16 protein-coding genes are annotated in these 22,129 nt (G+C 60.5%); 10 read left to right on the forward strand and 6 right to left on the reverse strand.

The genetic code is table 11. The features are described 5' to 3' along the window. Positions 1-4: 4 nt before the first annotated feature. Positions 5-2,203, reverse strand: coding sequence for a hypothetical protein (locus KKQ10_RS14625; protein ID WP_215501499.1), 2,199 nt, complete (start codon positions 2,201-2,203; stop codon positions 5-7). 197 nt (positions 2,204-2,400) lie between these two features. On the opposite strand from KKQ10_RS14625, the gene KKQ10_RS14630 reads away from it, so the two are divergent. Next, positions 2,401-3,297: an NAD(P)-dependent oxidoreductase gene (locus KKQ10_RS14630; protein WP_215501500.1), complete on the forward strand. Its 897-nt coding sequence runs from the start codon at positions 2,401-2,403 to the stop codon at positions 3,295-3,297. Here the strand turns inward: KKQ10_RS14630 and KKQ10_RS14635 are convergent. Together KKQ10_RS14635 and KKQ10_RS14640 are read right to left on the reverse strand one after the other, a co-directional pair. Next, positions 3,188-5,470 (reverse strand): putative bifunctional diguanylate cyclase/phosphodiesterase, encoded by a 2,283-nt coding sequence (locus tag KKQ10_RS14635; RefSeq protein ID WP_215501501.1) that lies wholly within the window; start codon positions 5,468-5,470, stop codon positions 3,188-3,190. The genes KKQ10_RS14630 and KKQ10_RS14635 overlap by 110 nt on opposite strands. A gap of 148 nt (positions 5,471-5,618) precedes the next feature. Then, entirely contained in the window at positions 5,619-5,987 is a 369-nt protein-coding gene (locus KKQ10_RS14640; RefSeq protein WP_215501502.1) for a YkgJ family cysteine cluster protein, read from the reverse strand. Positions 5,988-6,288: 301 nt separating this feature from the next. On the opposite strand from KKQ10_RS14640, the gene KKQ10_RS14645 reads away from it, so the two are divergent. After that, the gene (locus KKQ10_RS14645; RefSeq protein WP_215501503.1) at positions 6,289-7,638 is read left to right on the forward strand and encodes a spinster family MFS transporter; all 1,350 of its coding nucleotides are present in this window, start codon (positions 6,289-6,291) and stop codon (positions 7,636-7,638) included. A 149-nt stretch (positions 7,639-7,787) separates the two neighbouring features. Here KKQ10_RS14645 and rapA read toward each other — a convergent pair whose 3' ends face one another. Further along, on the reverse strand, positions 7,788-10,634 hold the full coding sequence (rapA, locus tag KKQ10_RS14650; protein WP_127649668.1) for an RNA polymerase-associated protein RapA: 2,847 nt from the start codon (positions 10,632-10,634) through the stop codon (positions 7,788-7,790). A gap of 241 nt (positions 10,635-10,875) precedes the next feature. On the opposite strand from rapA, the gene KKQ10_RS14655 reads away from it, so the two are divergent. The 3 genes from KKQ10_RS14655 to ccoM all read left to right on the forward strand — a co-directional run bounded on the left by KKQ10_RS14655 (position 10,876) and on the right by ccoM (position 11,767). Then, the gene (locus KKQ10_RS14655) at positions 10,876-11,217 is read left to right on the forward strand and encodes a hypothetical protein (protein ID WP_003222394.1); all 342 of its coding nucleotides are present in this window, start codon (positions 10,876-10,878) and stop codon (positions 11,215-11,217) included. Between the two features lie 126 nt (positions 11,218-11,343). Further along, entirely contained in the window at positions 11,344-11,505 is a 162-nt protein-coding gene (locus tag KKQ10_RS14660) for a hypothetical protein (protein ID WP_164747860.1), read from the forward strand. Positions 11,506-11,653: 148 nt separating this feature from the next. Further along, positions 11,654-11,767: a cytochrome c oxidase subunit CcoM gene (ccoM, locus tag KKQ10_RS28565; RefSeq protein WP_003222396.1), complete on the forward strand. Its 114-nt coding sequence runs from the start codon at positions 11,654-11,656 to the stop codon at positions 11,765-11,767. A 2,066-nt stretch (positions 11,768-13,833) separates the two neighbouring features. Here ccoM and KKQ10_RS14665 read toward each other — a convergent pair. Then, positions 13,834-15,309: an inorganic phosphate transporter gene (locus KKQ10_RS14665; protein ID WP_127649669.1), complete on the reverse strand. Its 1,476-nt coding sequence runs from the start codon at positions 15,307-15,309 to the stop codon at positions 13,834-13,836. Positions 15,310-15,683: 374 nt separating this feature from the next. Next, a complete protein-coding gene (locus KKQ10_RS14670; RefSeq protein WP_003222398.1) occupies positions 15,684-15,884 on the reverse strand; it encodes a hypothetical protein in 201 nt (66 codons plus the stop codon). Positions 15,885-16,531: 647 nt separating this feature from the next. Here KKQ10_RS14670 and pcaR point away from each other — a divergent pair. The 5 genes from pcaR to pcaF all read left to right on the forward strand — a co-directional run bounded on the left by pcaR (position 16,532) and on the right by pcaF (position 22,116). Further along, positions 16,532-17,374 carry a pca regulon transcriptional regulator PcaR gene (pcaR, locus tag KKQ10_RS14675; protein WP_127649670.1) on the forward strand — a complete coding sequence of 281 codons (843 nt, stop codon included), beginning with the start codon at positions 16,532-16,534 and terminating at the stop codon, positions 17,372-17,374. Positions 17,375-17,668: 294 nt separating this feature from the next. Further along, positions 17,669-19,015, forward strand: coding sequence for a 4-hydroxybenzoate transporter PcaK (gene pcaK / locus KKQ10_RS14680; RefSeq protein ID WP_215501504.1), 1,347 nt, complete (start codon positions 17,669-17,671; stop codon positions 19,013-19,015). Positions 19,016-19,277: 262 nt separating this feature from the next. Further along, on the forward strand, positions 19,278-20,135 hold the full coding sequence (locus KKQ10_RS14685; RefSeq protein ID WP_003222404.1) for a CoA transferase subunit A: 858 nt from the start codon (positions 19,278-19,280) through the stop codon (positions 20,133-20,135). Continuing rightward, a complete protein-coding gene (locus tag KKQ10_RS14690) occupies positions 20,135-20,914 on the forward strand; it encodes a CoA-transferase subunit beta (protein ID WP_215501505.1) in 780 nt (259 codons plus the stop codon). Before KKQ10_RS14685 ends, KKQ10_RS14690 begins: the two co-directional genes overlap by 1 nt. Then, on the forward strand, positions 20,911-22,116 hold the full coding sequence (pcaF, locus tag KKQ10_RS14695; protein WP_215501506.1) for a 3-oxoadipyl-CoA thiolase: 1,206 nt from the start codon (positions 20,911-20,913) through the stop codon (positions 22,114-22,116). Before KKQ10_RS14690 ends, pcaF begins: the two co-directional genes overlap by 4 nt. The last annotated feature ends 13 nt before the right edge of the window (positions 22,117-22,129 follow it).

The following is a 22,129-nucleotide window of genomic DNA, read 5'->3' on the forward strand; positions in this document are numbered from 1 at the left end:
GTGATCAGACCGAGTAAGTCTTGCCGGTATGGTTATTGAGGGAAATAACCTTGGTCTTGCCGATGCGGTGACGGTAGATCTCGCGCAGGTACTTGATCGCCTTCTTCACGCAATCACGCGACAGGCGAATGTCGTTGATCGAGACGAACTTGTCCTTGTCGTTGATCAGCTCGCGGTATTTCTTCTCGTACATCGGCTTGATCGCGTACCAGTTGGTGTCGAGGATTTTCGCCGGGTTCTCGAATTCGTTGAGCAGGTCGTCGATGCGCTCTTCGTCGAAGTCTTCATGAATGATGAAGTCGAGAATCGAATTGTCCAGGGTCTCGTCGAAACGGTACGGAGTCTTCGCAAAGCAGCGCTTGATGAACGCCACGATCAACGTCAGGAAGTCGTCCGACAGGCACGGGCTCTTGGCGATCAGGGTGGTCAGCGACAGGTTGGCCGACGCACCGATCACCAGCGCATAACGCTTGAGCGTGGTGTTGGGGAACAGGCTGTTGAGGTGGGTCTTCAACCGGTTCAGGTCCATGTACGACAGCTTGTAGTCTTTGGGCAGCGAGACGATCGACACCACCGACGAGCAGTTCTTGAAGAAGTGCAGGTCGTGCAGGGCGGCAGCGTCATAGCCGGAGTTCTTGTACTGCTCCAGCGACGCGCGATAGCGCTTGGATTCGATCGGCAGCAGGCTGATGCCTTCGATCGCCTGGGTGACCTTGTTGAAGTGCGGCAGGTCGATCGAGCGGAAGAACAGGTCGTCGATGTTCAGGCGCTGTGGTTCTTTGTCGAACACCTTGAACTTGTCGCTGCTCGGCGGCGGGGTTTCCGGCACCACCGATTCGGCGTAGGCGATCGCCACCGGGCCGGCCAGGCTCATGAACAGGTCGTTGGCATCCAGGCGAATGGTTTCGCCGATGTCGATGCCGGCGCGGCGGAAGTAGTTCTGGTCGTAATCGGTGGTCACCGCCTGCGCGGTCAGGATGTTGAAGATCTGCTGCGAGATGTACTGGTTGGCGTGCTTCTCCATCGCATTGACATCAATGTTCTGGATGTTGCCGTCATCGCTTTCTTCGGCGTAGCGCATGATGTCGTTGGAGATCAGCATCATCGCGTTCCATGGGCGGATGCGGCCCATGACGCTGGCTTCACTGCTGTCTTCATTGGCGAAGTTGTAGGAGAAATCCCATTCTTCCGACAGGTATTTGCACAGCAGGCGTCCGGCGTTGATGTGCAGCGCCTCGGACATTTCACTGCGGTGGTCGGAAATGTTCGGCAGCACGCAGATGCCGCTGGTGAAGATCGGCTCGAACACGAACGAATGCCCGCTCTTGCCGTCATGCTCGTCCATCGGCTTGGTGTCGAACGTCTTGTTCATGTACGAGTGCTGCTGGGCCAGACCGAATTCCGAGGCCATGCCCGAACCGGTACCACCGCCGGCACTGAAGATCGAGAAGTACAGGCGCGACTGGTTGGCCTTGATGCCGCAGCTGTCGATCAGGTACGAGTGGATCATTTTCCAGTCGGGGCTGGAAAAACGCTGGGTGTCCTTGTTGAGGATGATCTTGGCCAGGTACTGGCCGAGGATCGGCGCGTTACCGGCGCCACCGGCGTGGACTTCGGACAAGTCCATGATCTTCATTTTGCTGTAGTCGCGCAGAAAGCCGCTTTTCTCGCCCTTGCGCGAAAAACGGATGCGCCCGGCGATGTCCTTGTCGAGGTCGCCGAGCATCACCAGCGGTTCCACCAGGAACACGGGTTTGCTCGATTTGTTCGGGCCGATGCGCAGGTTGTGCTTGATCCACTGCGCCGGGCTGTAGCCCTTGTCGGCCAGACGCCGGTCCGTCGCACGGTCTTCGTTGTTGAATTCGTTGAGGTAGAACTTGCGGGCGTTGTACACCAGCTCCGCGACGTCGAGGGCGATGTTCGAACCGCAGCGACCGAGGCCGATCAGGCACACCGACGGAAACTCCTGATCGTTGTGCTGCTCGTTGTCACCTTCCAGGTGCGGCGGGCGCGGGAACACCAGATCACGCAGGCCGTCAAGGTTGTCGAGGATGCGGTCAGTGTTGGTTTCGGTGTAGTACAGATATTGGTGAGTGCCCAGCGGGCGCGAAGGAGGCAATGGCTTCATCGGAGCCGGGCTGTTCGCCGCAGGGCTCAGGGGCAGATCGGATACCGCGGTGGCCGGATTGTTTTTAGAAGTCATTGTGCGCCATATACCTGGACAGGGTTGGCTCGGCGACCGTTGTCATCGAGCCTCACGGAAAGAGAATCTCGCGTCTTTGACTGCGCGTATTTGGCCCGGGCGTCAGGGGCTTGGCCTGATCGTCGCGCGGGGGAATCCTTTCCTGATCGTTCATGAATCGGCCATCATTCGGTGATCTTTAATCGAAAAGAGGCAAAATGATGTCAACGCTACCTTCGTTGGGATTTGCCGGAATCGGCTTGATGGGACTGCCGATTTGCCGCCGTCTGCTGGCGGCGGGATACCCGCTGACCGTGTGGAATCGCAACCCGGACAAGTGCGCGCCACTGGTCGAAGCTGGCGCCCGGCAAGTAGCGACCCCGGCCCAATTGTGCGAACACGCGGAGGTGGTGATGCTCTGCCTGGCCGACACGGCGGTGGTGCGCGAGGTAGTGTTTGGCGCCGGCGGTGTCGCTGAAGGTGCGAAAAAAGGCCAGTTGCTGGTGGATTTCTCCAGCCTGGAACCGACCGCTACACGTGAAATGGCCGCCGAGCTGGCGCAGAACACCGGCATGAGCTGGCTCGATTCACCGGTGTCCGGCGGCGTGGTCGGCGCCGAGGCGGGCAGCCTGGCAATCATGGTTGGCGGTGAAACGGCGGATCTGGACCGGGTGCGCCCGGTGCTGCTCAACCTCGGTCAGCGTGTCACCCACATGGGCGGCATCGGCGCCGGACAAGTGACCAAGGCTTGTAATCAGATGATCGTCGCCTGCAATGCGCTGGTGATTGCCGAAGTGGTGGCGCTGGCCGAACAGGCCGGGGTCGATGCCAGCCTGATCGCTGAAGCGCTGGCCGGTGGTTTTGCCGATTCGAAACCGTTGCAGATCCTCGCCCCGCAAATGGCCGAGAGCCGTTTCGAACCGGTGAAATGGCATGTGCGCACGTTGCTCAAGGATCTCGATACGGCGGTTAAATTCTCTCGCGAACAGGGCTCGGCCACGCCGATCAGCGGATTGGCCGCACAACTGATGCGCCTGCATGGGGCGCAGGGCTTTTTGCAGAAGGATCCAGCGACACTGATACAAATGTACCGCGCGCCAGACTCAACGGATTGACCGCGTGGACGTGTTTGCGTTGGTTGATTTCTTCCAGCACGGGGCGTAATTCGTCCAGCGGCACCGGGCGGCTGAGCAGGTAACCCTGAATGAAGTCGCAGCCCGAGCGCTCAAGAAACTCGTACTGCTCCAGGCTTTCCACGCCTTCGGTCACCACCTGCAGATGCAGGGTGTGGGCCATGACGATGATCGCCTGGACGATCTCCATGTCGGCGGTTGCCGTGGGAATGTCGAGGATGAACGAACGGTCGATTTTCAACGTGTTCAGCGGCAGGCGCTTGAGGTAGGCAAGCGACGAATAGCCGGTGCCGAAGTCGTCGATCGACAACGACACACCGAGGGCGCGGATTTGCCGCAACAACACCAGGGTGTTGGCGATGTTGCCCATCAATGCGTTTTCGGTGACCTCCAGTTCCAGCCGTTCCGGCGCGACCCCGGCGCTGCGCAGCGCGCTTTCGATCTCATCGGCCAGCTCTTCCCGGGCGAGGTTGAGTGGCGAGCAGTTCCAGGCGATTTTCAGTTCGTCGCAGCCATGGCGCGTCAGTTCGCCAAGGTCCGCGCAGGCCCGGCGCAGCACCCAATTGTCCAGCTCGGCGATCAGGCCGTTGGTTTCGGCAATCGCAATGAAACGGTCCGGGGCCAGCAGGCCGTGCACCGGGTGCTGCCAGCGGATCAACGCTTCGAGTTTGGTCACCCGGCCGGTTTTCAGTTCGAAAATCGGTTGGTAATACAGGGTCAGCCCGTGTTCTTCGCGCAGGGCCTGGCGCAGTTCTTCTTCCAGTTGCAGTTCCAGGCTGGCGCGGGTCTTCATGTTTGAACTGAAAAAATGCAGGCCGTTACGTCCGGCCCCCTTGGACTGATACAACGCCAGATCCGCGTGCTTGAGCAGTTCTTCGCAAGTGGTGCCGTCGTCGGGAAACAGGCTGATGCCGATGCTGGTGGTCATCACCATGCGCCGTCCGGCCAGCTCGATCGGCTCCTTCATTTTCAGCATGATCCTTTGCGCCATGTTGCGCGCTTCCTCGCGCTCATGCAGGCCGATCAGGATGCAAAACTCGTCGCCACCGAACCGTGCGACCACGTCATCATGGCTGCGCACCGAGCTTTTGATGTGATTGGCGATGACTTTGAGCAGGGCGTCGCCGGCGTCATGGCCGAGACTGTCGTTGATTCGCTTGAAGTGATCGATATCGAGAAACATCACCGCGAGCATACCGCCTTCGCTGGTTTTCTGGTTGAGTTTCTCGGCGAAGATCTGGTTGAAACCGCGACGGTTGATCAGGTTGGTCAGGGCGTCATAGTTGGCCACTTGTTGCAGTGACATCCGCGCCTGATCAAGCTGGCTGAGCAGGGCATTGACCCGGCGCAGGTCGTGCTCCTTGCTCTGCAGTTTCTTGTCGGCCAGCGCCGCACTGATTGCGCTACCCAGAATCAGCAGGATGATCAGCGCGACCGTCAGGCCCAGTTGCAGGTGATTGGTTTCGGCACTCAGGGTCGGCGCGGCGCCTTCGGGCAACACCAGGCGCATTGCGGCCATGCCGGTGAAATGCATGCTGATGATGCCGGCGCCGAGGATCATCGCAGCGGTGTATTTGAGCAATTGATGAAAACGCCCGCTGCCTTCACGCAAGTAACCGGCGACCCACAGTGCGGCGAAGCTGGCACCGACCGCAATCACGATCGACAGGCAAAACAACAGTGGCTGGTAGTAGGCATTGGCCACCGAGTGCATCGCCGCCATGCCGACATAGTGCATGCCGGCGATGCCCAGACCGATGATGATGGCGGTTTTCAGGTAGTGCACCAGGCTGGGCTGCGGCCCACTCAAGGTGTGCATCGCCAGCCACGAGGCGAGCAGGGCGATCAGCAGGGAAAACAGGGTGATCGCCAGGTCGTAGTGGATTTCGATCGGCGCCTGGAACGCCAGCATGGCGATGAAGTGCATGGCCCAGATGCCGCTGGCCAGGCAGGTGGCGCCGATCCAGCGCCACACCCGTCGCGAACCCGGATCTTCGGCGTGACCGACCCGCTCGGCCATGTCGAGGGTGGCAAAACTCGCGGCGCAGGCGACCAGATAGGCCACCAGCACCAGCAAGGGATTATGTGTGCAATCGAGAATGACCTGCCCGCTCTCCGGCAGCTCGGTAACAAACTGCAAACCAAGCCACTCCATAGCATGCCCCGTCTCTGAAGTCGTCCCTACTGCGTCATCAACGCAGGCGAATGAAAGCAGTATAGAGGCGGTTTTTGCCGTGCAAGCGATAGTGGCATATTGCAGTCAACGATTTCGGCATGAGCCTAATAGCGATTGGTGCTAAGCGTCAGGCGCTCTGGTCGTAATGGATCTGGTTCCATTCCGGGTCGAGAGGTGGCAAGCCGAAGCGCGCCCGGGCGGCGTCGCAGTCGACGTTCTGTTCACCGTTCTCCCACGACGCCTCGAACTCGCGGCAGGGGCTGGAGCGCTGCTCATAAATCGAGCACTGCACGTTGCTGCCCACTTCACCGACCAACGCTGTACAACGCGGTGATTTGCAGTCGGTGCCGTTCATCGCCACCCGACTGGGGGTGATCTGTGTCACCAGTTCATCGGGCACCGTACCCCCGGAGGATGAGCATTCACCCCAGAAAAAAGACACACGAAAATGGGAACAGCAGGCACCGCAATTCAGACACGGACTGACTTCGGACATTAGGGAGGGTATCAAAGGGGTTGATCGGCGAATCCGGACGGATCCGGCGGCTATTCTAGACTTCGCCATGAACTTGGGAAGGGGGGCGCGAAAGTATTTTTTTGTAGCCGGGTTTTGCCGTGAAAGCCCCGGTTTATGGGGGATTTCAGTGTTATCAAGGGCTTACGTTTCGTTACAGTGCCATGGCCCGTCATCAGGCTGACGAATGATCACAGACAGCCCCGTCAGGCGTGTCTAGATTGCAGGTTCCGGGCTCGGATGCGACGGCAGTGAAGCCCTATAACAATAAAGAGACGGACCCATGCAGAACTCGACCCAAGCGGCGAATGCCTGGCGCATTCTGTTCCTGTTGTTCCTGGCCAACCTGTTCAACTTCTTCGACCGCACCATTCCGGCGATCATCATCGAGCCGATCCGCATGGAATGGCACCTCAGCGACTTTCAACTGGGGATCGTCGGCACCGCGTTCACCCTGGTGTATGCGATTGCCGGTCTGCCGTTGGGGCGCATGGCCGACACCGGTTCGCGCAGCAAACTGATGGGCTGGGGTCTGGCGACCTGGAGTGCGCTGACGGCGGTCAACGGACTGGTCGGCAGCTTCTGGAGTTTCCTGCTGGTGCGCATGGGCATCGGCATTGGCGAAGCCAGTTACGCACCGGCGGCCAACTCATTGATCGGCGACCTGTTCCCGGCGCACCGCCGGGCTCGGGCCATGGGCATTTTCATGCTCGGTCTGCCGCTGGGGCTGCTGCTGGCGTTTTTCACCATCGGCGCGATGGTCAAGGCGTTCGACAGCTGGCGCGCGCCGTTCTTTATTGCGGCGGTGCCGGGGCTGATCCTCGCGGTGTTCATGTTCTTCATCAAGGAGCCCAAACGCGGCGCGGCAGAAACCGTGCAGGTGTCCCAGGAGAAAGTCGACAAGCCGATCCGCCGCGTGCTCGCCGTGCCGACGTTCCTGTGGCTGGTGATGGCAGGTTTGTGCTTCAACTTCGCCACCTACGCCTGTAACTCGTTTCTGGTGCCGATGCTGCAGCGATATTTCCTGATGCCGTTGCAGGAGGCGGCGGTGGCGACCGGGGTGATTGTCGGTATCACCGGGTTGATCGGCCTGACCCTCGGCGGCTGGATCGCCGACAAGATCCATCAACGGATCGCCAACGGCCGGCTGCTGTTTGCCGGCTTCAGCCTGATCATTTCGACCCTGTGCACCGCGTGGGCACTGCATGCCGGGCGCGTCGAGATCGGCGTGTTCGTCGCGGTGTTCAGCGTCGGCTGGCTGTTTGCCTATAACTTCTACACCTGCGTGTACACGGCGATTCAGGACGTGGTCGAGCCGCGCCTGCGGGCCACGGCGATGGCGCTGTTCTTTGCCGGGCTGTACCTGCTTGGCGGCGGACTGGGGCCGGTGGTGGTGGGCGCCTTGTCCGATCACTTTGCCCAATCGGCAATGCTTTCGGCGGGAGCGGAACAGATGACCGAGGCGTTCAAGGCCGTGGGACTGCATGACGCCATGTACCTGATACCGGTGGCGCTGTTCTTTACCATGGTGTTTCTGTTTCTCGCGGCGCGGTGTTTTGTGCGCGATGCGCAGCGGATGAAGGAGGGACTGGTGGCGGTGGTTGAGCCTGATGTTGCAGCGGCGACTGCTTAAGATCAAAAGATCGCAGCCTTCGGCAGCTCCTACATTGGAATGCGATCCTCTGTAGGAGCTGCCGAAGGCTGCGATCTTTGTTTTTTGCCCTGAACAAAAAGGCCCGCATCACTGCGGGCCTTTTCATTTATAGCGGTGGAGCAGAGGGCTTAACCCGCCACCAACACCCGGATCGCTTCCAGGCGCAGCGCCGCTTTGTCCAGCATCGCCAGACCCTGTTCACGCTGCTTGCGCAACGCATCCAGTTCGCTGTCACGCACGGTCGGGTTGACCGCTTGCAACGCGGTCAGGCGTGCCAGTTCTTCGTCGGTGTCGGCGGCCAGACGACGACGGGCCTCGGCCACGCGTTCGGCGTGACGCGGGGTGATCTTGTCTTCACCGGCGTTGATCCGTGGCGTCAGCTGATCGCGCTGGGCCTGGATGAACTTGTTGGCGCTGGCACGCGGCACGCTTTCGAGTTGATCGTTCAGGGTTTCGAACGAGACCCGTGGCGACAGGTCGTTGCCGTTGGCGTCGAGCAGGCAGCGCAGGGCGGCCGGCGGCAGGTAGCGGCCCAGTTGCAGCGAACGCGGCGCGACCACTTCGCTGACGTAGAGCAGTTCCAGCAGCACGGTGCCCGGTTTCAGCGCCTTGTTCTTGATCAGCGCGACGGCGGTGTTGCCCATCGAGCCGGACAGAACGAGGTCCATGCCGCCTTGCACCATCGGGTGTTCCCAGGTGATGAACTGCATGTCTTCGCGCGACAGCGCCTGGTTGCGGTCGTAGGTGATGGTCACGCCTTCGTCGTCGCCCAGTGGGAAGCTGGCGTCGAGCATCTTCTCGCTCGGCTTGAGGATCAGGGCGTTTTCCGAATGGTCCTCGCTGTCGATGCCGAACGCGTCGAACAGGGTTTCCATGTAGATCGGCAGGGCGAACTGGTCGTCCTGCTCAAGGATCGCTTCGACCAGCGCGTCACCTTCGCCAGCGCCGCCGGAGTTGAGTTCCAGCAGACGGTCACGACCGGTGTGCAGCTCTTGTTCCAGGCGCTCGCGCTCGGTGCGTGCTTCGTCGATCAGCGCTTGCCACTCGCCATCATCCGCTTCTTCGAGCAGCGGCAGCAGGCGTGGGCCGAACTGATGCTGCAAGGCGTTGCCGGTCGGGCAGGTGTTGAGGAACGCGTTCAGCGCTTCGTGGTACCACTGGAACAGGCGCTCTTGCGGGCTGGTTTCCAGATACGGCACATGCAGCTCGATGATGTGCTTCTGGCCGATCCGGTCGAGACGACCGATGCGCTGCTCGAGCAGGTCCGGGTGCGACGGCAGATCGAACAGCACCAGGTGATGAGCGAACTGGAAGTTGCGACCTTCACTGCCGATTTCCGAGCAGATCAGCACCTGCGCGCCGAACTCTTCGTCGGCGAAGTAGGCGGCGGCGCGGTCACGCTCGAGGATGTTCATGCCTTCATGGAACACCGTGGCCGGGATGCCGGAACGTACGCGCAGAGCGTCTTCCAGATCCATCGCGGTTTCGGCGTGGGCGCAGATCACCAGCACTTTGGTGCGCTTGAGCATTTTCAGCTGATCGATCAGCCACTCGACGCGCGGGTCGAATTTCCACCAGCGCTCTTCTTCGCTGGCGTCCGGCTGGGCCTGGAAGCTGACTTCCGGGTACAGCTCGGCGTGATCGCCCAGCGGCAGTTCGAGGTATTCGTCCGGGCACGGTAGCGGGTACGGGTGCAGTTTGCGTTCCGGGAAACCCTGCACTGCGGCGCGGGTGTTACGGAACAGCACGCGGCCGGTGCCGTGACGGTCGAGCAGCTCACGCACCAGACGGGCGCTGGCTTCGGTATCGCCATCGTTGACCGCCGTCAGCAGGGCTTCGCCTTCGTTGCCGAGGAAACCGTGGATGGTCTTGTGCGCTTCCGGCGACAGGCGCCCCTTGTCGAGCAGTTCCTGAACGGCTTCGGCCACCGGGCGATAGTTGTCGCTCTCGGCGCGGAACGCGGCCAGGTCATGGAAACGGTTCGGGTCGAGCAAGCGCAGGCGGGCGAAGTGGCTGTCCTGACCGAGTTGTTCCGGGGTGGCGGTGAGCAGCAGCACGCCGGGAATCACTTCAGCCAGTTGCTCGACCAGCGAATACTCGGGGCTGGCTTTTTCTTCGTGCCAGACCAAGTGGTGTGCTTCGTCGACCACCAACAGATCCCAACCGGCGGCGAACAGCGCGTCCTGAGCCTTCTCGTCTTCGACCAGCCACTCCAGCGCGACCAGCGCCAACTGGGTGTCTTCGAACGGGTTGGTGGCATCGCTTTCGATGAAGCGTTCTTCGTCGAACAACGCCACTTGCAGGTTGAAGCGGCGGCGCATTTCCACCAGCCACTGGTGCTGCAGGTTTTCCGGAACCAGGATCAGCACGCGATTGGCGCGGCCCGACAGCAGTTGGCGATGGATCACCAGACCGGCTTCGATGGTTTTACCCAGACCCACTTCGTCCGCCAGCAGAACGCGCGGCGCGATGCGGTCGGCGACTTCACGGGCAATGTGCAGCTGGTGCGCGATCGGTTGCGCACGCACGCCGCCCAGGCCCCAGAGCGAGGACTGCAACTGGCGGCTGGTGTGTTCCAGGGTGTTGTAGCGCAGGGAGAACCACGCCAGCGGATCGATCTGCCCGGCGAACAGACGGTCGCTGGCCAGACGGAACTGGATGAAGTTCGACAGCTGGGTTTCCGGCAGGGTGACCGCTTCGTTCTGCCCGTTGAGGCCGTGATAGACCATCAGCCCGTCGACGTCGTCGACTTCGCGCACGGTCATCTTCCAGCCTTCGAAGTGAGTAATGGTGTCACCCGGCGAGAACCGCACGCGGGTGAGGGGCGCATTCCGTAGCGCGTACTGGCGGGTTTCGCCAGTGGCCGGGTAAAGCACGGTCAACAAGCGGCCGTCCTGTGCCAGAACGGTGCCTAAACCAAGCTCTGCTTCGCTGTCACTGATCCAGCGTTGCCCCGGTTGATACTGCTGCGCCATGCTGCCTGACTCCCACCTTGAAAAAGCGGGCTATCTTAACGGAATGAGGGCCCGAGGCCAAAGGATTAGGAGCAGTTGCGAGCTTTTAGCTGCAAGCTGCAAGTCGAGGCAGGTGGCGGTCATGCGTCGGTTTTTCGAAGGCGTGCGGCACCTGTGAGTGCCAACCCGGTCACAAGTTTGCGACCAGCGGCTCAAGCCAGCTTCGCCCAAGCCGATAGCCTGCTGACAGGAGACCCTTTATATGCTGCCACCGATGCTCCCCTTGAGCGCTGTGCCGATCACTTCCCAGCAGGATCCGATTCGCCAGCGGCCGGACATCCCTCCGGTGGTGCCGGTGCAGGAAAGCTCCAACGAAAGCACGATCGACCTGCAAAAACGCGATCCGGAAGAGGATCGACTGCTGGCGCGCGAAGAACAACGCCGCCAGCAGGAGCGTGATCGCCGCCGACGCGAAGCCGACGAAGACCCGGAAGAACACCTCGCCGTGCCTGGCACCGAACTCAATGCCGACAACACGGTGCCGGTGGTGCCGCTGATGGAAGATCAGCCGCGTCAGGGCTTGTGGGTCGATATCGAGATCTGAATCGGTTCATTTACATGAATTGTTGTAGAGCGGTGGCTGGTCAGCGCTGACGTCAGGCGGCATGATTGGCGCAGTCCTGCCGGCGATGCGGCAGTTGTGATTTCTTCAAGCGATGCGCCCAACGCCATGAGCCAAGATGACAAACTGATCGACCTCAGCACTGAACGCGCCAAGCGTGTGCATGACCTCAACGAGAAACGCCTGAACGAAGTGCGCAAGGCCTTCGAACAGGCCATGCCGCTGGGAAAAACCCAGAAAAAGCCGAAAAAGAAACCGAAAAAGCGTTGATCTCCCTCCGCATCCGTTGATGCAGGTCAGTTATTTTCCCGCCTTTACCTTCTGTGTTGACCGGACTTGATCCTGGTCAATTTCTGCGCCTGCGTGATTGGTTAACTTAGTTCCATCGCAGCAAAGCAGGGGCCGGGAGGCCACAGTCATGTTTTTCGATAACGTGGTGTTTGCCGGGGTTCTGACCGTGGGGCTCATGGTTCTGTTTTTTGCAGGGTTTGGATTTTTTATCTGGAAGGATGCGAATAAGCGCAAGAAGTAGGTCTTTCTGGATTTGATGAGCACGCAAGGCATTTTGGGCAACTTCGGTTGCCCTTTTTTTTGTCTTCTTGGCGGCCTTTGGGCCGACCAGGCTCTTGGGGTTCTGGGTGAATATCCGTTTTTGTGGGTGTTGCTGATTACGGTTCCGCCCTTACGGCGGGTCACCTTTTTCAAACGCCAAAAAGGTAACCGAAAAGGCTTGCTCCTGCGTTCGGCCCTCGCAGGCTCGGGTTCCTTCGCTGCGGGATCAATCCGGGCGCAGCGGCTCCGGTTTGCTTCGCTGCACCTCCTTCCGCTGTGTACGACTGCGTCGTACGGTCGCTGCGCTCCCACGCCCGGATCAATCCCTCCACTCAGCCTTCCGACGTCGCCTTACAGATCAAGAGCTGCAGCCGAGCTTGCGCTCATCCTGTTGAGTGGTGAAGAGCTTGCGTTCGGCTTTTGATCTTCTGTAGGAGTGAGCCTGCTCGCGATGGCGGCCTACGAGCCGACCAATTTCTTGGCGCTGAAAAATCTCCTGTAGGAGCTGCCGAAGGCTGCGATCTTTGGGTTTTGATCTCATGCCCCTTCGGCACACCGTAGCTCGGGAACCCCGAGCCCCAGCGAGCGGGTCGTACGCTGGGGCTTAAGATCAAGAGCTGCAGCCGAGCTAACGCTCATCCTGTTGAGTGGTGAAGAGCTTGCATTCGGCTTTTGATCTTCTGTAGGAGTGAGCCTGCTCGCGATGGCGGCCTACGAGCCGACCAATCTCTTGGCGCAGATAAATCTCCTGTAGGAGCTGCCGAAGGCTGCGATCTTTGGCTTTTGATCTCATGCCACTTCGGCACACCGTAGCTCGGGAACCCCGAGCCCCAGCGAGCGGGCCGTACGCTGGGGCTTAAGATCAAGAGCTGCAGCCGAGCTAACGCTCATCCTGTTGAGTGGTGAAGAGCTTGCATTCGGCTTTTGATCTTCTGTAGGAGTGAGCCTGCTCGCGATGGCGGCCTACGAGCCGACCAATTTCTTGGCGCTGAAAAATCTCCTGTTGGAGCTGCCGAAGGCTGCGATCTTTGGCTTTGGTTTTTGACCTTCAGCCCCTTCGGCACACCGTAGCTCGGGAACCCCGAGCCCCAGCGAGCGGGCCGTACGCTGGGGCCTTAAGATCAAGAGCTGCAGCCGAGCTAACGCTCATCCTGTTGAGTGGTGAAGAGCTTGCGTTCGGTTTTTGATCTTCTGTAGGAGTGAGCCTGCTCGCGATGGCGGCCTACGGGCCGACCAATTTCTTGGCGCTGAAAAATCTCCTGTAGGAGCTGCCGAAGGCTGCGATCTTTGGCTTTTGATCTCATGCCCCTTCGACACACCGTAGCTCGGGAACCCCGAGCCCCAGCGAGCGGGCCGTACGCTGGGGCCTTAAGATCAAGAGCTGCAGCCGAGCTAACGCTCATCCTGTTGAGAGGGGCGGCTGCGCCGCATGGGCTTACACAAATCAAAACTGTAGGAGCCAGCCTGCTGGCGATGGCGGCCTGACAGCCGACCAATTTCTGGCAGGAATGCTCAATCTTTGTGGGAGCTGGCTTGCCAGCGATGGCGGTCTACGCTCCGACCAAGCTCTAACTGAGCGGCCTCATTCCAACTGTGGGAGCTTGCTCGCGAAGGCGTCCAATCTGCCAATTAATCTCTAACTGAATACGTCCAATCCCATGTAGGAGCTGCCGAAGGCTGCGATCTTTTGATCTGCTTTGGCTTTGGCTTTTGATGTGGCTTTTGATCTTCAGCCCCTTCGGCAGGCCGAGCGAAGGTGTTCATCAGGGGAGAGGCGCGCAGCCGCATACATCGAGAGCAGGTGCAGCGAAGCAAACCGTAGGCGATGCCCCCTGATGGACACCGTAGCGAGGTGCCGAACGCCGGGGCAAAGCCTTTTGGGTTATTTTTTCGCTGGGCCGGCATTCCGGCGTTTGGAAAAAGTGACTCGCTGTAAGAGCAAAACCGCCAGCGGCAACACCCACAGCAACGGATATGCTCATAAATCCAAACCCAAAAAAAAGCGCGATCCTTAAGAATCGCGCCTTTCTCATGTGCTGCGGTTTATCAACTACCCAACGCCTTCGACGCCAGCCAGAACAAACCAGCCGACAGCGCCACAGTCGCCGGCAGGGTCAACACCCAAGCCAGCAAAATGGTGCGCACGGTGCCACCTTGCAGACCGCTCTTGTTAGCAACCATGGTGCCCGCCACGCCCGAGGACAGGACGTGGGTGGTCGACACCGGCAAGCTGAAGATGTTGGCCAGGCCGATCATGCTCGCGGCGGTGATCTGGGCCGACATGCCTTGGGCATAGGTCATGCCTTGCTTGCCGATCTTCTCGCCGATGGTCAGTACCACGCGTTTCCAGCCGATCATGGTACCCAGGCCCAGGGCCAGGGCGACCGCCAGAATCACCCAGAACGGGGCGTATTCGGTGGTGGTGGTCAGGTCTTTGCGCAGTTTGTCCAGGTCAGCCTTTTCACGGGCTTCAAGGCCTGGCAGCTTGGCGACTTTCTTCGCGGTGTCGTCCAGGCACAGCAGGTAGCGACGGACTTCGATGCGGCTGTCGGCCGGCAGCGAGTGGTAGTCCGAGACACCTTTAAGCGTGTGCAGCAGGGCGGAAATGGTCGGTTCGGTCTGCTGCGGGTTGCAGCGGAATTTCTCCGGCAGGTCGCCTTCTACGCTTTTGCCCAAGGCCAGGAACTCGCCGAGGGTGGAGGCGTTGCGCTGGTAGAACTGGCTCAGGTGCAGGGTCGCATCGCGAGTGCGTTCGATCTGGTAAGTGGTGCTGTTCAAGTCGAGGACGAACTGCGCCGGCACGATGCCGATCAGTACCAGCATGATCAGGCCGATGCCTTTCTGACCATCGTTGGAACCGTGCACGAAGCTCATGGCCATCGCCGACATCACCAATACCAGGCGATTCCAGAACGGCGGGTGCTTCTTGTCGTCGATCTTGCGGCGCTGTTCCGGCGTCTTGTGCATCTTCGACAGCGGGCGCCACCATTTCAGGCCGATCAGCACCAGGGCCGCGACCAGAAAACCGGCCATTGGCGAGAACACCAGCGAGGCGCCGATGTCGATCGCTTTCTGCCAGTTCACGCCGTCGGCCAGCGGAATGTCGTTGATCAGGGCGTTGGCCAGGCCGACACCGAGGATCGAGCCGATCAGGGTGTGCGAACTCGACGCCGGGATACCGAAGTACCAGGTGCCCAGGTTCCAGGCGATGGCTGCGGCGAGCAACGAGAACACCATCGCCAGGCCATGGCCGGTGTTCACATTGATCAGCAGTTCCACCGGCAGCAGGTGAACAATGGCATACGCCACGCCAACGCCGCCCAGCAACACGCCGAGGAAATTGAACACACCGGAGAAGAACACCGCCAGGTGAGGCGGCATGGCTTTGGTGTAGATAACAGTGGCTACCGCGTTAGCGGTGTCATGAAATCCATTGATGAACTCGAAGGCGAGGACAAACGTCAGGGCGAGCAAGAGGCTCACAAGCACCCAAGCATCCAGTCCGCTGAATAAATCGATCATGAAGGTTTTCTGACCCGGTCATAAGGGGGCGCGATTATGCCAGAAAAGACTGGAAATCGATCCCCTACCTGCTCATCGGTTGCCTACTTCAACGAATTAAATTGTTGCAAGGTGCAATGGCCGAGTGTTTTGCAGGGTTTTGCAAGTGACTGATTAGCTTATAAAAACAGCGATCGACCGAGGGTTTTGCCGAGGCCGGAGACGGCTCAAACGCTTGTGTGAAATATCTCTGAAACCTGTACGACACGCTCCATTACCGTGCAGGACGGGGAATTGGCCGCTGCCCGCGGGTAGCGGGCGCGCAAGGCATCGTCGCGTCACCGCGCTTGTAACCGGTGCCGACGCAGACCCTCGAAAAACTCAGGATCGCCCGTTCATGGCTCTTCGGTTTTGAGTTCTTCTTCCATCTTTTTCAGTTCTTGCTGGAAAACCTGATCCTGAACAGTGGGGCGTTTGCGCCATGCCTTGCGTTCCGGTTCGGGTTGAGCGGCGTAGGTGGTGACTTCCCCGCCGTAAACTTCCTTGTAACGTTGTTCCTGGCGCTCAAGTTCCGCGCGCAGTTCGTCTTTCGTCACAGTGCTACCTGTTTGAGTTGAGATAAATGTCTGGTGAAACGCACTGCAACGAATCGATTGAGCGAGTCCACCGACAGGCAATACCCGGACAGGCATTGGTGTTATCGGCAGGGCGATCAAGACTTCCATGTTGCAGGCGGCTACGGCACCAGATTAAAACTGACGCAGCATCAGTTTCCTGTTTCAGCGAGTGCTGGATTTGCATGAATCATGCGCGTCAGCGCTGGCCGGGGCTGTCGGCGATTGGCATCGCGTCGGCGGGTGGCGGTCTCGGCGAATAAACCGGGCGCCACTGAGATGCATTATAGCGGTCGATTCGGGAATGACTATCTTTGCCAAGTTAAAAACGGTTCCGGATGTGTGATTGTTTTGTGACTGACGTTTTTTATCGGTAGTTGCAGTCGGGCCAAACCGTTATTGGCCCGGTGTTGTGTTTTTGGCGTCATTAAGTCGAACAACTAAGGATCGATTCAGCGGCTCGACAAAGTTGAGAAAATATTTCCTGGAGGCCGAGCGCGGTCGCAGCAGGCGATTGCGATAATCGGTCGGCGGTTCGATAATCGCCCAATCTTGGCGCTCCGGCCCTTGTGCATCTGCCGGTGAGCCGCTTGTATAGCCATTGATCCGTGCCGGAAAAAGGACAAGAAATGAACGATCAAATGCGCAACTCCTTCACCTCCGTGGCGCCGCCGATCGTCGCTTCACCGGCCAAGCGTATTCAGGCGCTGACGGGCGACCCGGATTTCATGACCTCGCTGGCCCGTGGCCTGGCGGTGGTGCAGGCGTTTCAGGAGCGCAAGCGGCACCTGACCATCGCACAGATCAGCCACCGCACGGAAATTCCCCGCGCTGCCGTGCGCCGTTGCCTGCATACGTTGATCAAACTGGGTTACGCCACCACCGATGGCCGCACGTACTCGCTGCTGCCCAAAGTGCTGACCCTCGGCCACGCGTATCTGTCCTCGACGCCGCTGGCGGTTTCCGCCCAGCCGTACCTCGACCGCATGAGCGAGCAACTGCACGAGGCCTGTAACATGGCGACGCTTGAAGGCGACGACATTCTTTATATCGCCCGTTCGGCGACCACCCAACGGTTGATCTCGGTGGACCTGTCGGTGGGCGGGCGTCTGCCGGCCTATTGCACGTCGATGGGCCGCATCTTGCTGGCGGCGCTGGACGACACCTCGCTGCGCGAATACCTCGACCATGCCGAACTGGTGGCCAAAACCAGTCGCACGCTGCACACCCCGCAATCCTTGCTCGAATGCCTGCAGGAAGTGCGGCAGCAGGGCTGGTGCATCGTCGATCAGGAACTGGAACAGGGCCTGCGTTCGATTGCGGTGCCGGTCTACGACGCGTCGGGCCAGGTGGTCGCGGCGCTCAACGTCAGCACCCACGCCGGTCGCGTCAGCCGCACCGAGCTGGAACAACGCTTCCTGCCGGGCCTGCTCAGTGCCAGTCGCGACCTCAGCGCGCAGTTGTTTGCCTGAGGAAGCTGTTCGATAAACGCACAGTGTTGCGTTTATCGAATTGACGCTAAAACCCTCGGATCATTAATGTCGCGGCAGCGTCATCCGGCGCTGATGCGAATGAGCCTGCCGGATTGTCGACTCCCATAATAATGACAAGAGGCAACTCACCATGCGCATGCTCCCCGACTGTCTCAGCCCCATTCTCTGTTGCCGGATTCACCGCAACGCCTGATCCAGACCTTCTATTCTTGTGACCGTGCCGCTCGTTGGCCGGCCGCTGTTCGACTGCGTTTTTTGCGTGGAATAAAAATAATGAACCAGCCTCAGTCCGCTGTAGGTAACTGCCTCGACGTGCAGACCTTCATCAATGCCCAACCGATCTCGCGCTATCAGTGGCGGGTGGTGATCCTGTGTTTCCTGATTGTGTTTCTCGATGGCCTCGACACCGCGGCGATGGGGTTCATCGCCCCGGCGTTGTCTCAGGACTGGGGCATCGACCGCGCCAGCCTCGGCCCGGTGATGAGCGCCGCGTTGATCGGCATGGTTTTCGGCGCACTGGGTTCCGGCCCTCTGGCTGACCGCTTCGGGCGCAAAGTCGTGCTGGTTGGTGCCGTCCTATTGTTTGGCGCCTTCAGCCTGGCCTCGGCGTACAGCACCAACGTCGAACAACTGCTGGTGCTGCGTTTTCTCACCGGCATCGGGCTGGGCGCCGGCATGCCCAACGCCACCACGCTGCTCTCGGAATACACCCCGGAGCGCAAGAAGTCGTTGCTGGTGACCAGCATGTTCTGCGGCTTCAACCTCGGGATGGCCGGTGGCGGCTTCATTTCGGCGAAGCTGATCCCGGCGTTCGGCTGGCACAGCCTGTTGCTGATCGGCGGGATCCTGCCGTTGATCCTCGCCGTGGTGTTGCTGTTCTGGTTGCCGGAATCGGCGCGCTACCTGGTGGTGCGCAATCGCGGCACTGACAAAGTACGCAAGACCTTGTCACCGATCGATCCGGTTGCCGTGGCGCAGGCGTCGAGTTTCAGCGTGCCGGAGCAGAAAACCGTCAAGGCGCGCAACGTGTTCGCGGTGATTTTCTCCGGCACCTACAGTGCCGGCACCTTGTTGTTGTGGCTGACCTACTTCATGGGCCTGGTCATCGTGTACCTGCTGACCAGCTGGCTGCCGACCCTGATGCGCGACAGTGGCGCGAGCATGGAGCAGGCGGCGTTCATTGGCGCGCTGTTCCAGTTCGGCGGGGTGTTGAGCGCGGTCGCGGTGGGCTGGGCGATGGACCGCTTCAATCCGCACAAGGTCATCGGCACGTTCTACCTGCTGGCCGGGGTGTTTGCCTACGCGGTGGGGCAGAGCCTGGGCAACATCACCTTGCTCGCAACCTTGGTGCTGGTGGCCGGGATGTGCGTCAACGGCGCGCAATCGGCAATGCCGTCGCTGGCGGCGCGGTTTTATCCGACCCAGGGTCGGGCGACCGGTGTGTCGTGGATGCTCGGGATTGGTCGCTTCGGCGCGATTCTCGGGGCGTGGATGGGCGCGACGTTGCTGGGCCTGGGCTGGAATTTCGAGCAGGTGCTGACGGCGCTGGTGATTCCAGCGGCTTTGGCGACGACGGCGGTGGTGATCAAGGGCATGGTCAGTCATGCGGATGCCACCTGATATCGCGGTGTAAGCCGAAAAGATCGCAGCCTTCGGCAGCTCCTGCAAGGGACGAATTCCAAATGTAGGAGCTGCCGCAGGCTGCGATCTTTTGCTGACGATACGAAACGATAGGGAAGCAACAATCTGTTCGATAAACGAACACTCAGTCGATTATCGGATTGTTTGGCGATTTTCAGCGGCTTAATCTGCAGTGACTCCGGCGCTGAACCTCGCGCCTTTTTATCACTGGCGATTCACTACAAAAACGGGAGCCTGCTCCATGGCTGAGATCCTTTCGCTGCACGACGCGGTGAAGCAATTCGTCAACGACGGCGACACCGTCGCGCTCGAAGGCTTCACTCACCTGATCCCTACGGCGGCAGGTCATGAAATCATTCGTCAGGGCAAGAAAGATCTGACCCTGGTGCGGATGACGCCTGACCTGATCTACGACCAACTGATCGGTGCCGGTTGTGCACGCAAGCTGATCTTTTCCTGGGGCGGCAACCCGGGTGTGGGTTCGCTGCACCGTCTGCGCGATGCGGTCGAGAAGCAATGGCCGCATGCGCTGGAAATCGAAGAGCACAGCCACGCCGACCTGGCCAATGCCTACGTCGCCGGCGCTTCCGGCCTGCCATTCGCTGTGCTGCGGGCCTACGCCGGCTCCGATCTGCCGAAGGTCAATCCGCTGATCAAGTCCGTGACCTGCCCGTTCACCGGTGAAGTGCTGGCGGCAGTGCCGTCGGTGCGTCCGGACGTCACCGTGATCCACGCGCAGAAAGCCGACCGCCAAGGCAACGTGTTGCTGTGGGGCATTCTCGGGGTGCAGAAAGAAGCCGCGCTGGCGGCCAAGCGCTGCATCGTCACCGTCGAGGAAATCGTCGACAACCTCAACGCGCCGATGAACGCCTGCGTGCTGCCGACCTGGGCCCTGAGCGCGGTCTGCCACGTACCCGGCGGCGCGCATCCGTCCTACGCCCACGGTTACACCGAGCGCGACAATCGTTTCTATCAGGCGTGGGACCCGATCGCTCGCGACCGTGAGACGTTTACCGCGTGGATCAACGAATACATCCATGGCTGCGCTGACTTCAGCGAGTTCCAGGCCAAGTTGGCTGCTGCTTCGGAGGCCAAGTAATGACTTACACCACCAATGAAATGATGACCGTCGCCGCGGCCCGTCGCCTGAAGAATGGCTCGGTGTGCTTCGTCGGCATCGGCTTGCCGTCGAAAGCGGCGAACCTGGCGCGTCTGACCTCATCGCCGGACGTGGTGCTGATCTACGAATCCGGCCCGATTGGTGCCAAGCCGAGCGTGCTGCCGCTGTCCATTGGTGACGGCGAACTGGCGGAAACCGCAGATACCGTGGTGCCGACCGGTGAGATTTTTCGCTACTGGCTGCAGGGCGGGCGCATCGATGTCGGTTTCCTCGGCGCGGCTCAGGTCGACCGTTTTGGCAACATCAACACCACCGTGGTCGGCGACTATCACGCGCCGAAAGTGCGTCTGCCGGGTGCCGGTGGCGCGCCGGAAATCGCCGGTTCGGCGAAGAGCGTGCTGATCATTCTTAAACAGTCGGCGCGTTCGTTCGTCGACAAGCTCGACTTCATTACCTCGGTCGGACACGGCGAGGGCGGCGATTCGCGCAAGCGTCTGGGCCTGCCGGGTGCCGGTCCGGTCGGGATCATCACCGACCTGTGCATCATGGAGCCGGAAGCGGGCACCCATGAGTTCGTGGTCACTGCATTGCACCCCGGCGTGACCCGCGAGCAAGTGATCGCGGCCACCGGTTGGGCGATCCGTTTTGCTGACAATGTAGTCACCACCGCCGAGCCGACCGAGGTCGAGTTGACCGCGCTGCGCGATCTGGAAGCGCGCACCGCCGCGGCCCACGGCCAGGCACCGGGAGAAGCATGATGCGTGACGTGTATATCTGCGATGCGATTCGTACCCCCATCGGCCGTTTCGGCGGTGGACTGTCCGCCGTACGCGCTGACGATCTGGCCGCCGTGCCGATCAAGGCGCTGATGGAACGCAATCCCTCGGTGGACTGGAACGCGATCGACGAAGTATTCCTCGGCTGTGCCAACCAGGCCGGCGAAGACAACCGCAACGTGGCGCGCATGGCGCTGCTGCTGGCCGGCCTGCCGGACAGCGTGCCGGGCGTGACCCTCAACCGTCTCTGCGCTTCGGGCATGGACGCGATTGGCACGGCATTCCGCGCGATTGCCAGCGGCGAGATGGAGCTGGCGATTGCCGGCGGCGTCGAGTCGATGTCCCGCGCACCGTTTGTGATGGGCAAGGCTGATGCGGCGTTCTCGCGCAACATGAAACTGGAAGACACCACCATCGGCTGGCGTTTCATCAATCCGTTGATGAAGGCGCAGTACGGTGTCGATGCGATGCCACAAACCGGCGACAACGTCGCCGACGACTATAAAGTGTCGCGCGCCGATCAGGACGCTTTCGCCCTGCGCAGCCAGCAACGCACTGCCGCCGCGCAGGCGGCGGGCTACTTCGCCGAGGAAATCGTCGAAGTGCGGATCGCCCACAAGAAAGGCGAAACCGTGGTCAGCCAGGACGAACATCCACGCGCAGACACGACGATTGAAGCGCTGAGCAAACTGAAACCGGTCAACGGCCCGGACAAGACCGTCACCGCTGGCAACGCCTCCGGGGTCAACGACGGTGCGGCCGCGCTGATTCTCGCTTCTGCCGACGCGGTGAAGAAACACGGCCTGACCGCCCGCGCCAAAGTGCTCGGTATGGCCAGCGCCGGCGTCGCGCCACGCGTCATGGGCATCGGCCCGGTGCCGGCGGTGCGCAAACTGATCGAGCGTCTCGGCGTGGCGGTCAGCGATTTCGATGTGATCGAACTCAACGAAGCCTTTGCCAGCCAGGGTTTGGCGGTGCTGCGCGAACTGGGGCTGGCCGACGATGCGGCACAGGTCAACCCGAACGGTGGCGCGATTGCCTTGGGTCACCCGTTGGGCATGAGCGGCGCGCGGCTGGTGCTGACCGCGTTGCATCAGCTGGAAAAGACTGGCGGCAAGAAAGGTCTGGCGACGATGTGCGTCGGAGTAGGGCAGGGTCTGGCCCTGGCGATCGAACGCGTCTGACGCAACGCGTCGA

Source organism: Pseudomonas sp. MG-9 (assembly GCF_018729515.1).
Taxonomy (GTDB): domain Bacteria; phylum Pseudomonadota; class Gammaproteobacteria; order Pseudomonadales; family Pseudomonadaceae; genus Aquipseudomonas; species Aquipseudomonas serboccidentalis.